Source organism: Pseudomonas syringae group sp. 243L2 (genome assembly GCF_032587875.1).
GTDB classification, from domain to species: Bacteria; Pseudomonadota; Gammaproteobacteria; order Pseudomonadales; family Pseudomonadaceae; genus Aquipseudomonas; species Aquipseudomonas amygdali.
This window is the reverse complement of sequence record NZ_JAWHPL010000031.1, coordinates 127,716-142,699: the sequence shown is the minus strand read 5'-3', so window position 1 is coordinate 142,699 and position 14,984 is coordinate 127,716. Positions and strand designations below refer to the sequence as shown.

The window sequence follows — 14,984 nt, the reverse complement described above, 5'->3', positions numbered from 1 at the left end:
ACCGTAACTAGCGCGCTCGCCCCTCAAGGAATAAGCAGTTCCACGGTTCTTTTTTCAAGCGCGTATTTACGACCCAGAATATTCCCCAGCATCTTTTTCGCAGTTGCCTCGCCATGCACCAGTCGAATCTGCGCAGGCCACTCTTTCATGCCGGTCACGAAACTGACAAGTCCTGCCTGATCCGCATGGGCGGAGTAGCCTTTGGCAGTATGAACCCCTGCGTGGATATCAACGCGTTCACGATCCAGTTCGACATAGCCACCCAAAGGACCGTGCATCTGAATGGCTGCACCGGGTGTCCCCTTGCCCTGATAGCCGACAAACACCACGTTATGCCTGGCATCGCCCAACATGGCTTTCAGGTAATTGACAATTCTGCCGCCGGCGCACATGCCGTTGCCGGCAATCACGATGGCCGGACGCGCAGTGCTGGTCAGGTAGTTGACTGTACGCAGGTGCTCCTCATGCGTATCGACGGTGATCAGCTGCTCGAAACCCAGCGGCTTCCTGCCAGCGTCAAGCCTTAGCCGGGCATCCTCATCCCAATAGTCTTCGAATGCCTGATAAACCTTCGTGAACCGGCTCGCCAGAGGTGAGTCAAGAATGATCGGCAATCTCGACCAATCGGCAGGCGTTACTTCACCTCCAGCCGGGAGCGCACTGTTTTCGACAGAGTGATTCAACGGCATTTTGCGCCGCAGAATGTCCTCCAGCTCGTAGAGCAATTCCTGAGTACGGCCGATGCTGAACGCAGGTATCAGAACGGTGCCGTTATCTTCGAGTGCCTTGTCAATGATCTGCTCAAGTGCTTGCTGGCGAATGCTGCGATCCTCGTGAAGGCGATCACCGTAAGTGCTTTCCAGAATCAGAACATCCGCGCGCTCGGGAGGCTTGGGGGCGGGCAGAAACGGTGTATGACTTGCGCCCAGATCACCGGAGAACACCACACGCATGGAACGCTCTTGCACAGGGTAATGCAGATCGCACTCGATATAGGCAGAACCGAGTATATGTCCGGCACGCTGCAGACGAACCCGGCAGCGCAATGTTTCGTGATCGACCAGACTGAACCAGTTATCGAATGGCAGCGCGATGATTCTCTTGTTGATGAGCTCCAGGTAGCGCTGTATTTGTTCGGGGTCATGCGCAAACTCGATCTTCAGAATATCTTCCATGACCAGTGGCAGCAGATGAGCACTGGGCTCGCTGCACAGTATGGGTCCCTTGTAGCCAGAGGCCAGCAACTCGGGGATACGCCCGACATGGTCATTGTGCACATGGGTGACCAGCAGCGCCCTGATCGTCTCGGGATCGAACCCGAACGAGGCGGCACGCTCACCGCGCTCCTGCACCGAGCCGCAGTCGATCAACAGGTTACTCGAGGCATCCATACACAGTTGATGGCATGAGCCCGTTACCGTATCGACAGCGCCATGATGAATAATTTCCGGATAAGACATGCAGTCACCTTTTCTTGCCAGCCTTCACTTGATGTTTGCAACATCCGGCATCGGATCTGAACAGTAAGTTTCGGCGCATTCTGCACGTGAAAGGCTTATTTTCAAGACTTGACACAAAGCCGTCAGAACAGCAGCAATAGACGCTGCTAAAGAAGATAACCGGATAGCCCTTTAGAATGGGCACCTTAATTAAAAAAGAGAATATTCCTACATACCGAAGTAACTATTCCTCGTAAAACATAAGAATAAACTGACAGAATTATAAGTCGGCTTTTTTTGAAAAATACCGACTATAGACATGAATTACACGCCAGCCTCAAAACGCCGCATGGCATTCAATTGAGCGCAAGGGCGTGGAGAATACGCATATCACGTCGCCAGAAATGCCTGCGGCGACGCCTGATCAGCGCTGCTGTGATGCTCAGACGGAGCGAGGGGAAGGCGCACGTTTTTTTCGAAGACTGGTTATCCATGTCAGCACTGGGCCGATAATCATGCCCAGCAGCAGAGCGAGGACAACAGGCAATGCCAACGGAAGCTGAGGCGCTGACCAGCCGAAAAAAGTTACCGCGACAGATTGCCGGTTTTCAAGAACGAACACGGCTGTTGCCAAAACAGCAAGCAACACGGCGACGATCAAAATGACTCGTTTGAAGATACGCATCTGATGATCCTGTGGTGAATGGCTTCAAAAGCCCTCTTCTTCATCCTCATTGACCCGATCCCGCAGCTCTTTGCCCGGCTTGAAATGCGGGACAAACTTGCCGTCGAGGCTGACCGACTGACCGGTCTTCGGGTTGCGCCCTACTCGCGGTGCACGGTAATGCAGCGAAAAGCTGCCAAAGCCCCGAATTTCAATTCGGTCACCGGTCGCCAGGCACTGGGACATTTGTTCAAGCATGGTCTTGATGGCCAGCTCGACATCCTTGGATGAGAGCAGCCCTTGATGGGTGACAATTCGTTCGATCAACTCCGACTTCGTCATATTTTTCCCTTCTTTTTCAAGCAGCTAGATCAGCGCTTGGAAGGTTTTAGCATGACCGGATGAATTTGAACAGCCCATCTATTGACTTATGTTCAACACTGTCTACCAGGCATGAAAAGATTACACCCACATTACAGGCGAGACGTATCGGAAGGGAGCTGAAGCATTCGAAGAATAGAGACGGCCTGAGAGGCCACTGAAGACATTTGGCAGCTAGGGCAGTGCATGTGCAGACATTCCTGAAACAAGGGCCTGTGAGGCCTTAGCAGCAGAAATAAAAAAGGACGACCGAAGTCGTCCTTTTTGTGGTCAAGCAGAACTTAGTTCTGTTTTTCCATTTGCGCGCGCAGCAGGTCACCAATGGTGGTAGGACCAGTGCTTTCAGCGACTTCAGGCTTGCTACGCAGGCTCTGAATGGCTTCTTTCTCGTCTTCAACGTCTTTCGACTTGATGGACAAGCTGATTACACGGCTCTTGCGGTCAACGCTGATGATCTTGGCTTCGATCTCTTCGCCTTCTTTCAGAACGTTACGCGCGTCTTCAACGCGGTCACGGCTGATTTCGGAGGCTTTGAGGGTCGCTTCGATGTCGTCGGCCAGGGTGATGATGGCGCCTTTGGCGTCAACTTCTTTAACGATACCGCGAACGATAGCGCCCTTGTCATTGACAGTGACGTACTCGGAGAACGGATCGCTTTCCAGCTGCTTGATACCCAGTGAGATGCGCTCACGCTCAGGATCAACAGACAGGATCACGGTGTCGAGCTCATCGCCCTTCTTGAAGCGACGTACGGCTTCTTCGCCCACTTCGTTCCAAGAGATATCGGACAGGTGAACCAGGCCGTCGATGCCGCCGTCCAGACCAATGAAGATACCGAAATCGGTGATCGACTTGATGGTGCCGGAGATTTTATCGCCCTTGTTGAACTGGCCAGAGAAATCTTCCCATGGGTTGGATTTGCACTGTTTGATGCCGAGGGAGATACGACGACGCTCTTCGTCGATGTCCAGAACCATGACTTCCACTTCGTCGCCAACCTGAACGACTTTCGAAGGATGGATGTTCTTGTTGGTCCAGTCCATTTCGGAAACGTGTACCAGGCCTTCCACGCCTTCTTCCAGCTCTGCGAAGCAGCCGTAGTCGGTCAGGTTGGTAACACGCGCGGTAACGCGGGTGCTTTCCGGGTAGCGAGCCTTGATAGCAACCCATGGATCTTCACCCAGTTGCTTCAGACCCAGGGAAACACGATTGCGCTCGCGATCGTACTTCAGGACCTTTACATCGATCTCATCGCCAACGTTGACGATTTCCGATGGATGCTTGATGCGCTTCCAGGCCATGTCGGTGATGTGCAGCAGGCCATCGACGCCACCCAGATCGACGAATGCGCCGTAATCGGTGAGGTTCTTGACGATACCCTTGACCTGTTGGCCTTCCTGCAGGGACTCGAGCAGAGCTTCGCGCTCGGCACTGTTCTCGGCTTCCAGGACACTGCGACGGGAAACGACAACGTTGTTGCGCTTCTGGTCCAGCTTGATGACCTTGAACTCGAGCTCTTTGCCTTCCAGGTGAGTCGTGTCACGCACAGGGCGGACGTCAACCAGAGAACCAGGCAGGAACGCACGGATGCCGTTAACGTCGACAGTGAAGCCGCCTTTAACCTTACCGTTGATAACGCCCTTGACCACTTCTTCAGCTGCGAAAGCCGCTTCCAGAACGATCCAGCACTCGGCACGCTTGGCTTTTTCGCGGGACAGCTTGGTTTCGCCAAAGCCATCTTCGACCGCGTCCAGCGCAACGTGAACTTCATCGCCGATCTTGATGGTCAGCTCGCCAGCGTCGTTGTGGAACTGTTCCAGCGGGATGAGGCCTTCAGATTTCAGACCGGCGTGAACCGTAACCCAACCTGCCTGGTAGTCGATATCCACGATGATAGCGGTGATGATCGAACCAGCCTGAAGGTTGAGGGTCTTTAGGCTTTCTTCAAAAAGTTCTGCAAAGCTTTCGCTCATTTTAATTCCTGTTGATCAAGGGCGAAGAATACGCCCATCTGCCACGCTCCAGACAACGTGGGTTTCGTTCAAGTAAAAGAAAGCCTGCGGGACTATGACTGGTCTCCCACACGCTTCTTCGTCATCCGGCGATACCGCGAAGCGCGATTTCGCTCAGAATGCGTTCCAGCACCTGCTCGATGGACAATTCAGTGGAATCCAGCTGTATGGCGTCGTGCGCCGGCTTCAGCGGGGCTACCGCTCGCTGGGTGTCACGCTCGTCGCGTGCACATATCTCATCTAGCAGACTCGACAGACTAACATCATCGCCCTTGGCCTTCAACTGCAAGTAACGCCTGCGCGCACGCTCCTCGGCACTGGCAGTGAGGAATATCTTCAGTGGTGCATCCGGGAACACCACGGTGCCCATGTCGCGACCATCCGCAACAAGGCCCGGCTCCTCCTGAAAAGCGCGCTGGCGCAACAGCAAGGCGTCGCGCACCGCCGGCAGCGAAGCCACCTGAGACGCACCACTGCCTACCTGCTCGTTGCGAATGGCGTGGGTGACATCCTCGCCTTCCAGAATGATGCGCTGCCCCTGCCCTGCCGCAGTCGCTTCGAACTGGACATCCAGGTGAGCGGCCAGAAGCTTGAGCGCTTCTTCATTGGTCAGGTCCACGCCATGATTGCGCGCGGCAAAAGCCAGCAGACGATACAGCGCACCGGAATCAAGCAGGCACCAGCCGAGTTTTCTGGCCAGCAATCCGGCTACAGTGCCCTTTCCGGAACCGCTGGGTCCGTCGATGGTGATAACGGGAGCTTTGATTTTCACTTTTTGTCCTCTTGCGCTACACGCATGCCAACTTGAGCGCACAGCGCCAGAAAATGGGGAAACGATGCGGCGGCATCCGCGCACGCTTGAATACGGATGGGCGCCGAAGCCCTCAACGATGCAACGCGAAACGCCATGACGATACGCTGATCGCTGCGAGCATCAACCTCGCCGCCACCTGGCACATCGCCTTCGATAATAATGCCATCCAGCACAGGCTCGGCCTCGATACCCAGAGCCAGCAGACCATCGGCCATCAGCCTGACGCACTCTGACTCGTCGGCTTGCAGCGCCTGTGCGCCGCGCAGAATGGTACGCCCTTCTGCACACGCTGCGGCAACAAGCAGCACCGGAAATGTATTGATCGCCAATGGCACCAGCGCTTCAGGAATATCAGCCCCTTTCAGCCGGGCGGAGCGGACATGCAGGTCTGCGAGCGTCCCGCTCGCCAGTTTGCGGATATTTTGCAGCACGATGTCGCCGCCCATCAGGCGCAGGATATCGATCGCCCCCTCACAAGGGGAACTGACCGGAACGTCCTCGAGCAGCAAGTCGCACCCTTCGCTGATCGACGTTGCCACCATGAACAGCACCGCAGACATGACATCCACCGGCCCTTTGATGTGGTGGCTCACGCCATCCGCAGGCCCGCCGCGAACCTCACGATGGTCGCCAGACGCTGTATCGACCCGGGCACGACTGGCCAGAATTCTGCCGAAATGCTCCCTGGCTGCGCGAGCGCGGGTGAACACATCCTTCAGTTGTGCGCCATCGCCAGCGTCTACCGCATCGCGCAAGGCATCGAGATCCGTACGAAAGCTGTCCAGCGTGCGCAGTACTGCCTGCCGATTGGCCATGAAGATGTCGTGCCACATGGTCGGATCGCTGCCTGCGATACGCGTGAAATCACGAAAACCGCCAGCGGCATACCTGAATATGTCCAGGTTTTCATTACGCTTGGCCAGTGAGTCGACCAGACCGAATGCCAGCAAATGCGGCAGATGGCTGGTTGCAGCCAACACCTCATCGTGACGCTCGACCTGCATGTGCTCGACATCGGCGCCCAAGGCAGACCACAACCGGTCGACAATCGCCACCGCTTGAGGATCGGTCTCAGCCAGCGGAGTCAGAATGACTTTATGACGCCTGAACAGCGCCGCATTGGATGCTTCAACGCCGCTCTGCTCGGACCCGGCAATCGGATGCCCGGGCACAAAACGTGTCGGCATATGGCCGAATGCCTGGTGCGCAGCGCTGACCACATTGCCTTTGGCACTGCCGACATCGGTGAGAATTGCGTTACCTAGATCCAGCGGCGCAAGCAGCGCGAGGAGCTTTTCCATAGCCAGAATCGGCACCGCCAACTGAATCACGTCGGCACCATGACAGGCCACGGCAAGATCGGCCTCACAGCGATCCACTACCCCCAGTTCGACAGCCAGCTTTCGCGACTGCGGATCAAGATCGACGCCGACGACTTCGCGACACAGGCCGCTTTCGCGCACGCCCTTGGCAAAGGAGCCGCCGATCAGCCCAAGCCCCACGACCACCAGACGACCGATCAACGGCCGGGCAGGTTGTTCCGAAATCACATCAACCACGCGAACACACCTGAAAGCCCGACAAGACAACAAACAAACGGATCATGTACAACGCCCTCAAAGAACCGCTTTCGGGTAGGAACCCAGCACCTTCAAGGCAACGGCTTCACTGCTGATTTTTTCCAGCACGGCCTTGACCAGCGGGTCCTGGTGATGGCCGACAAAGTCGATGAAAAACACGTAAGTCCACTTGCCACTGCGCGACGGGCGGGTTTCGATGCGTGTCAGGTCCAGACCGCTCTCGTGAAACGGCACCAGCAGCTCGTGCAGCGCACCCGGCTTGTTGCTCATCGACACAATGATCGAGGTCTTGTCATCGCCGGTCGGCGGGACTTCCTGGTTGCCGATGATGAGGAAGCGCGTGGAGTTGTCCGGGCGATCTTCGATCTTTTCCGCAAGACGCGTCAGACCATACAGGCCTGCCGCCATATCGCCAGCGATAGCCGCCGAATTCCACTCGCCCTTGACCCGCTTGGCGGCTTCGGCGTTGCTGGCAACGGCCACACGTTCGACATTCGGGTAATGAGCATCCAGCCATTTGCGGCACTGGGCCAGCGACTGAGCGTGAGAATAAATGCGCGAAATGCTTTGCGTCTTGGTGCTTTCGCCAACCAGCAAATGGTGGTGGATACGCAGCTCGACTTCTCCACAGATCACCATGTCGTGCTCAAGAAAGCTGTCGAGCGTATGGTTGACCGCGCCTTCGGTGGAGTTTTCCACCGGGACCACGCCAAAATTCACGGCACCGGCAACCACTTCACGAAACACTTCGTCAATCGCAGCCATCGGCAGACTGATGACTGCATGCCCGAAATGCTTCATCGCCGCGGCCTGGGTGAACGTCCCCTCAGGCCCGAGATAGGCGACCTTGAGCGGCTGCTCCAATGCGAGGCAGGAAGACATGATTTCGCGGAACAGACGCGCCATCTCTTCGTTGCTCAACGGACCACGATTGCGGTCCATGACTCGCCTCAGCACCGCAGCTTCGCGCTCCGGACGGTAGAACACAGGCACTTCGCCTTCCGCCAGCGAGGACATCTTGACCCTGGCCACTTCCTGGGCGCAGCGGGCACGCTCGCTGATCAGCTCCAGAACTTTCTCATCGAGGCTGTCGATACGGACGCGAAGCGCCTTGAGTTCTTGCTCGGACATCAGCCGTGCTCCTTCTCGAAATCTTTCATGTAGGCCACCAGCGCGTTGACCGCGTTGATATCGACAGCGTTGTAGATGGACGCACGCATGCCGCCCACCGAGCGATGGCCTTTGAGGTTGAGCAGGCCGTTTGCATCAGCACCTGCCAGGAAAGGCTTGTCGAGGCGATCGTCAGCCAGACGGAACGGTACGTTCATCCACGAACGATCAGGCTTGTTGATGGGGTTGCTGTACAGCTCGCTGGCGTCGATGAAGTCATACAGCGTGCGCTGCTTGATATCGTTGCGCTTGCCGATTGCCTCGACACCGCCCTGCTCCTTGAGCCATTCGAAGACCAGCCCCGACAGGTACCAGGCGAGAGTCGGCGGCGTGTTGTACATCGAGCCATTGTCGGCAGCGACTTTGTAGTCGAGCATGGTCGGGCACAGCGAACGTGCGCGGCCCAGCAGGTCTTCACGAATGATCACCACCACGATGCCGCTCGGGCCGATGTTCTTCTGGGCACCGGCGTAGATCATGCCGAAACGCGAGATGTCCACCGGACGCGAGAGGATGTCCGAAGACATGTCAGCCACCAGCGGCACGTCGCCGGTTTCGGGAATCCAGTTGAATTCCAGACCACCAATGGTTTCGTTTGGCGCGTAGTGAACGTAGGCAGCATCCTTGGACAGCTTCCACTCGTTCTGACCGGGAATGGCAAAGTAGTCGTAAGGCTTGGCGCTGGCGGCGACGTTGACCGTGCCATAGCGCGATGCCTCGTCGATAGCCTTCTGCGACCAGATGCCGGTATCGATGTAGTCGGCCTTGCCGTTTTCCGGCAGCAGGTTCAGCGCAATCTGCGCGAACTGCTGGCTCGCGCCGCCTTGCAGGAACAGCACTTTGTAATTGGAGGGGATGGACAGCAGATCGCGCAGATCCTGCTCGGCCTTGGTGGCAATGGAGACGAACTCGTCACTGCGGTGGCTCATTTCCATGACGGAAAGGCCTTTGCCGTGCCAGTCGAGGAGTTCCGACTGGGCACGCAGCAGAACAGCTTCAGGAAGCGCAGCAGGACCTGCGCAGAAGTTAAAGGCTCGCTTGCTCATATCCACTCTCGTCAAATACGTTGGGTCTGTACGCGCTTGTTTCTGGTTGCTTGCCACGAGCAGACAGACGCCGCAGCGACTGGCAGCTCCTTGCTGAAATTCTGATCCGGCTGCAGGGCTGGCCGAATGTTGCAAGGGCTGGACTTGCCTGGAATGCACATGCACTCACAGACGAGCCAGCCCTTACCTGATTTACGTTACAGCTCAGTTCTGCGGTTCGTCTTCATCTGGCGCAGCGTCCGCTTGCAGGTCTTCACCGGCATTGTCCACTTCCACTTCAGCGGCATCGACGATCACGCCATCGATAACTTCTTCGCCTTCGACCTCCGAAGGCTCCTGAACACGCTCCAGACCGACCAGTTTCTCGTCGCTGGCCAGCTTGATCAGGGTCACGCCCTGAGTGTTACGGCCCAGACTGGACACTTCGCCCACCCGGGTACGCACCAGCGTGCCCTGATCGGAAATCAGCATGATTTCTTCGCCATCAAGCACCTGAACTGCGCCAACCAGACGGCCGTTACGCTCGTTGCTGACCATGGCGATGACACCCTGACCGCCGCGCTTGTACTCAGGGAACTCGGAAATGGCCGTACGCTTGCCGTAACCGCGCTCGGAAGCGGTGAGGATCTGACTGCCCTCTTCCGGGATCAGCATCGAAATGAGCTTTTGCCCTTCTGGCAGACGCATGCCACGCACGCCGCGAGCGGTACGCCCCATGGCGCGCACATCGGATTCCTTGAAGCGGGTCACTTTGCCGCCATCGGAGAACAGCATGATTTCCTGTTCGCCATCGGTAATGGCAGCGGAGATCAGGATGTCGCCCTCGTCCAGCTCAAGGGCAATGAGGCCCGAGCTACGTTGACGGCTGAATGCAACCAGCGGGGTCTTCTTGACGGTACCGTTGGCGGTGGACATGAAGATGAACGGAGCCTTCTTCTTGTCGGCGGCCTTGATACGGACCTTGCGCTCTTCTTCGGTCTCGCTGCTGTTTTCCGCGTCGTCCAGTTCGCCTTCAAGGGCTTCGCCTTCTTCGTCGGCACGCTTGCGCATGGCTTCGAGGTCAACCGGCAGCATGGTGGTGATGTATTCGCCGTCGCTCAGCGGCAACAGGTTGACCAACGGACGACCACGGGCAGCGCGGGACGCTTCCGGGATCTCATAGGTCTTGAGCCAGTACACCTTGCCCTTGCTGGAGAACATCAGCAGTGTTGTGTGGCTGTTGGCGACCAGCAGGTGAGCAATGTAATCCTCATCCTTGATGCCGGTGGCCGATTTGCCCTTGCCGCCACGACGCTGAGCCTGATAGACCGCCAATGGCTGGGTCTTGGCATAGCCGCCATGGGAGATGGTGACCACTCGCTCTTCTTCGGTGATCAGGTCACCCAGGGTCAGGTCCAGACGTGCATCGAGAATCTCGGTACGACGGGCATCGCCGTACTCGGAGCGGATCACTTCCAGCTCTTCGCGGATCACTTCCATCAGGCGCGTTGCGCTGTTGAGGATGCGGATCAGCTCGCCGATCTGGTTGAGGATTTCCTGGTACTCGCCCAGCAGCTTCTCGTGCTCCAGACCGGTCAGGCGATGCAGACGCAGTTCCAGAATGGCCTGAGCCTGTTCCGGTGACAGGAAATACTTGCCTTCACGCAGACCGTATTGCGGGTCCAGGTTCTCAGGGCGGCACGAATCGGCACCTGCACGCTCGACCATTTCGACCACTGCGCTTGATTCCCAAGGCGTCTTGATCAACGCCTCCTTGGCTTCTGCAGGTGTCGGAGAGGCCTTGATGAGGGCGATGACCGGGTCGATGTTGGACAACGCAACAGCCTGACCTTCAAGGATATGGCCACGCTCACGCGCCTTGCGCAGCTCGAATACGGTACGGCGGGTAACCACTTCGCGACGGTGACGAACAAAGGCTTCCAGCAGGTCCTTGAGGTTAAGGATGCGTGGACGGCCGTCAATCAGGGCAACGATGTTGATACCGAAAACGCTTTGCAGCTGGGTCTGGGCATAAAGGTTGTTAAGAACAACCTCTGGCACTTCGCCACGACGCAGCTCGATGACCACGCGCATACCGTCCTTGTCGGACTCGTCACGCAGCTCGGTAATGCCTTCGAGTTTCTTTTCCTTGACCAGCTCGGCGATCTTCTCGATCAGACGTGCCTTGTTAAGCTGGTACGGCAGTTCGGTGATGACGATCTGCTGACGTCCGCCGACCTTGTCGATGTCTTCGACGATGGAGCGGGCACGCATGTAAATGCGTCCACGACCCGTGCGATAGGCTTCGATGATACCCGCACGGCCGTTGATGATCGCCGCTGTCGGGAAATCCGGGCCGGGGATGTACTGCATCAGCTCATCGATCGTCAACTCGGGGTTGTCGATCAATGCCAGGCAACCGTCGATGACTTCACCAAGGTTGTGCGGCGGAATGTTGGTCGCCATGCCCACGGCGATACCGCTGGAACCGTTGACCAGCAGGTTGGGAATACGGGTCGGCATGACCGCGGGGATCATTTCGGTGCCGTCGTAGTTCGGCACCCAGTCCACGGTTTCCTTGTGCAGGTCGGCCAGCAGCTCGTGCGCCAGCTTGGTCATGCGCACTTCGGTGTATCGCATGGCCGCAGCGTTGTCGCCATCGACCGAACCGAAGTTGCCCTGACCGTCTACCAGCAGGTAGCGCAGCGAGAATGGCTGAGCCATACGAACGATGGTGTCGTACACGGCCGTATCGCCGTGAGGGTGATACTTACCGATCACGTCACCAACCACACGGGCGGATTTCTTGTACGGCTTGTTCCAGTCGTTACCCAGCTCGCTCATTGCGAACAACACGCGCCGGTGCACGGGCTTCAAGCCGTCGCGCGCATCGGGCAGTGCTCGACCGACGATTACGCTCATCGCGTAGTCGAGGTAGGACTGCTTCAGCTCGTCTTCGATATTGACCGGGAGGATTTCTTTGGCCAGTTCGCCCATGAGAAGCCTGATTCCTTTTTCTGGTGAAACCTCGCAAACCCATTCGGGGTATACGAAGCTCGCCGCTGCCAGCATGTGCAGGGCAGCGACTTACGACAAATCAACGAGTTATGCCATGAATCTACGCAGCGTGGGCGACTACAATCAGTGTCCCCGATAACCGCCGGATATTACCACAATCGCCGAGGCGCTCACATCCTTTGCAGGCGCTGAAAACGAGCCACCGGCGTGCCAGACGCCTGAGAAACGCTTACAGGCCCGCCCAGCCGCATTGCACAGCGGCAACGGCTCGAGCCCGACCGCATCAGTGAAGGTGTTTACGGCTCATCAATTGCGCCATCCGGGCGGTATCGGGACGCTCGACAATGCCCTTCTCGGTCACAATCGCATCGATCAGGTCTGCCGGTGTCACATCGAACACCGGATTGAAGGCCTCGACCTGTGCACCAACCCGCTGACCGCCCACTTCAAGCAGCTCACGGCCGTCGCGCTCTTCAATGATGATGTCGTCGCCGCTGGCCATCTCCATATCGATGGTCGAGCTCGGTGCCACCACCATGAAGCGCACCCCGTGGTGCATCGCGGCTACGGCAAGCTGATAGGTGCCGATCTTGTTCGCAACATCGCCATTGGCGGTGATGCGATCAGCCCCGACGATGACCCAGGTAATGCCCTTGGTACGCATCAGGTGCGCAGCGGCGGAGTCTGCATTCAGGGTGACCGGGATGCCCTCGTTGGCCAGTTCCCATGCGGTAAGCCGCGAACCCTGCAGCCAGGGCCGGGTTTCATCGGCATAGACCCGCTCGATCATGCCTTCCAGATGCGCTGCGCGGATCACGCCCAACGCAGTCCCGAAACCACCGGTGGCCAGCGCTCCGGTATTGCAGTGGGTGAGCACCGTCTGCAAGTTGCCTTGATGCCTGCGGATCAGGTCGGCGCCCAGTTGCGCCATGGTCAGATTGGCCTCGCGATCACTCAAATGAATCGCCACGGCTTCTGCCTCAAGGGCCACGAGCGGATCGTCACCGTCCTTCACACGCATCAGACGATCACGCATCCGGTTCAGCGCCCAGAACAGGTTCACGGCGGTCGGGCGTGAGTCGGCCAGCAACTGCATGTCTTCTTCCAGCGCCGGATACCAGTCCTCGCCTTCGGCAATGCGCGCACGTGCGCCCAGCACCGCACCGTAGGCGGCACTGATACCGATGGCCGGTGCCCCGCGCACGACCATCGTGCGAATCGCCTCGGCGACTCCCTCGGCGGTGGTATAGCGGTGCCAGACTTCCTCGAACGGCAGTACCCGCTGGTCCAGCAGGTACAGAGCGTCGTCTCGCCAATCGATGGCCTTAACTTTCTCTGCAGCCAACAGTCGATCGCGCATCGCCAACTCCATCTTGAACATCCGAAACCCAGCATCAAAAGCCGCTGATTATAGCGAGCCGCCTGCGAAGACGCTCGGGTATACTTCGCCATCAACGTAATAAACGATGGAAACCTTCTCATGCCGAACGCTACAGCACCGCTCGACCTTTTGCTCCTGCCCGCCTGGCTGGTGCCGGTCGAGCCCGCAGGCGTGGTGCTCAAGGACCACGGCATCGGCGTGCGCGACGGCTGTATCGTCTATATAGGGCCGCGGGCCGAGGCATTGAGGCAAAACGCAGTGCAGGTGCAGGAGCTTCCCGGCATGCTGCTCAGCCCAGGCCTGATCAACGCCCACGGTCATGCAGCCATGACACTGTTTCGCGGGCTGGCCGATGACCTGCCACTGATGACCTGGCTGCAGGACCATATCTGGCCCGCCGAAGGCAAATGGGTCAACGAAGACTTCGTTCGCGATGGCACCGACCTGGCCATCGCCGAGCAGCTCAAGGGCGGCATCACCTGCTTCTCGGACATGTATTTCTACCCCAAGGTGGCTGCCGAGCGCGTCCACGCCAGCGGCATGCGCGCGCAGATCACCGTTCCGGTACTGGATTTCCCGATTCCGGGGGCTCACACAACGGATGAAGCACTGCACAACGGTATCGAGCTGTTCAACGACCTCGCCCATCATCCACGCATCAAGATCGCCTTTGGCCCGCATGCGCCCTACACCGTGGGCGACGAGAATCTGGAGAAGGTCCGGGTTATCGCCGATGAACTGGACGCCATGATTCAGATGCATGTCCATGAGACCGCATTCGAAGTCGAACAGGCTGTCGAACAGCACCAGGAGCGCCCTCTCGCCCGCTTGAATCGGCTGGGCATGCTCGGCCCGCGCTTCCAGGCCGTGCACATGACACAGATCAACGACGACGATCTGGCCCTGCTGGTGGAAAGCAATACCAGCGTGATTCATTGCCCAGAATCCAATCTCAAGCTGGCCAGCGGTTTCTGCCCGGTCGAACGATTGTGGCAGGCCGGTGTGAACGTTGCGGTAGGTACCGATGGTGCCGCCAGCAACAATGACCTGGACCTGCTCGGCGAAACCCGCACCGCCGCCTTGCTGGCCAAGGCTGTTGCCGGTTCGGCCACGGCACTGGATGCACACCGTGCGCTGCGCATGGCGACGCTGAACGGCGCTCGCGCCCTGGGTATTCAGGCCGAGACCGGCTCGCTGGAGATCGGCAAGGCGGCAGACATGGTCGCTTTCGACCTGTCGGGTCTGGCCCAGCAACCGATCTACGACCCGGTATCGCAGCTTATATATGCCACTGGCCGCGATTGCGTAAGCCATGTCTGGGTGGCCGGCAAGCAATTGCTCGACGCTCGCCGGCTGACTCGCATGGATGAACCCGCACTGCGCGACACCGCGATTGCGTGGGGCCAGCGTATTTCCGGTAAAGCCGAATAATTCGATTCGGACCGAACACATGCCAGCCAGGCTTATCTATAAGCCTGACTGATGAAAAAGAATTTTGAG

At 58.0% G+C, this 14,984-nt stretch carries 11 protein-coding genes; 1 reads left to right on the top strand and 10 read right to left on the bottom strand.

Features of this window, described 5'->3' with window-relative positions:
• Window positions 1-23: 23 nt before the first annotated feature.
• The 10 genes from RYB66_RS20645 to mtnA form a co-directional block, all read right to left on the bottom strand.
• Window positions 24-1,460 (bottom strand): MBL fold metallo-hydrolase, encoded by a 1,437-nt coding sequence (locus tag RYB66_RS20645; RefSeq protein ID WP_016981425.1) that lies wholly within the window; start codon window positions 1,458-1,460, stop codon window positions 24-26.
• A gap of 421 nt (window positions 1,461-1,881) precedes the next feature.
• The gene (locus RYB66_RS20640; RefSeq protein ID WP_004657309.1) at window positions 1,882-2,124 is read right to left on the bottom strand and encodes a lipopolysaccharide assembly protein LapA domain-containing protein; all 243 of its coding nucleotides are present in this window, start codon (window positions 2,122-2,124) and stop codon (window positions 1,882-1,884) included.
• Window positions 2,125-2,148: 24 nt separating this feature from the next.
• Window positions 2,149-2,445: an integration host factor subunit beta gene (gene ihfB / locus RYB66_RS20635; protein WP_002554561.1), complete on the bottom strand. Its 297-nt coding sequence runs from the start codon at window positions 2,443-2,445 to the stop codon at window positions 2,149-2,151.
• Window positions 2,446-2,765: 320 nt separating this feature from the next.
• Entirely contained in the window at window positions 2,766-4,457 is a 1,692-nt protein-coding gene (gene rpsA / locus RYB66_RS20630; RefSeq protein ID WP_002554562.1) for a 30S ribosomal protein S1, read from the bottom strand.
• Between the two features lie 121 nt (window positions 4,458-4,578).
• Window positions 4,579-5,268, bottom strand: a complete 690-nt coding sequence (gene cmk / locus RYB66_RS20625; protein WP_002554563.1) for a (d)CMP kinase — start codon at window positions 5,266-5,268, stop codon at window positions 4,579-4,581.
• Entirely contained in the window at window positions 5,265-6,812 is a 1,548-nt protein-coding gene (locus tag RYB66_RS20620) for a prephenate dehydrogenase/arogenate dehydrogenase family protein (RefSeq protein ID WP_410478417.1), read from the bottom strand. Before RYB66_RS20620 ends, cmk begins: the two co-directional genes overlap by 4 nt.
• 114 nt (window positions 6,813-6,926) lie before the next feature.
• Window positions 6,927-8,021, bottom strand: coding sequence for a prephenate dehydratase (pheA, locus tag RYB66_RS20615; RefSeq protein ID WP_004665960.1), 1,095 nt, complete (start codon window positions 8,019-8,021; stop codon window positions 6,927-6,929).
• Window positions 8,021-9,106, bottom strand: a complete 1,086-nt coding sequence (gene serC / locus RYB66_RS20610) for a 3-phosphoserine/phosphohydroxythreonine transaminase (protein ID WP_316895326.1) — start codon at window positions 9,104-9,106, stop codon at window positions 8,021-8,023. Before serC ends, pheA begins: the two co-directional genes overlap by 1 nt.
• 204 nt (window positions 9,107-9,310) lie before the next feature.
• The gene (gene gyrA / locus RYB66_RS20605; protein WP_316895324.1) at window positions 9,311-12,082 is read right to left on the bottom strand and encodes a DNA gyrase subunit A; all 2,772 of its coding nucleotides are present in this window, start codon (window positions 12,080-12,082) and stop codon (window positions 9,311-9,313) included.
• 304 nt (window positions 12,083-12,386) lie between these two features.
• Window positions 12,387-13,463: an S-methyl-5-thioribose-1-phosphate isomerase gene (mtnA, locus tag RYB66_RS20600; protein ID WP_005731285.1), complete on the bottom strand. Its 1,077-nt coding sequence runs from the start codon at window positions 13,461-13,463 to the stop codon at window positions 12,387-12,389.
• 120 nt (window positions 13,464-13,583) lie between these two features.
• On the opposite strand from mtnA, the gene RYB66_RS20595 reads away from it, so the two are divergent.
• Complete coding sequence (locus RYB66_RS20595) at window positions 13,584-14,915, top strand: TRZ/ATZ family hydrolase (protein ID WP_316895322.1); 1,332 nt, start codon at window positions 13,584-13,586, stop codon at window positions 14,913-14,915.
• Window positions 14,916-14,984 lie beyond the last annotated feature (69 nt).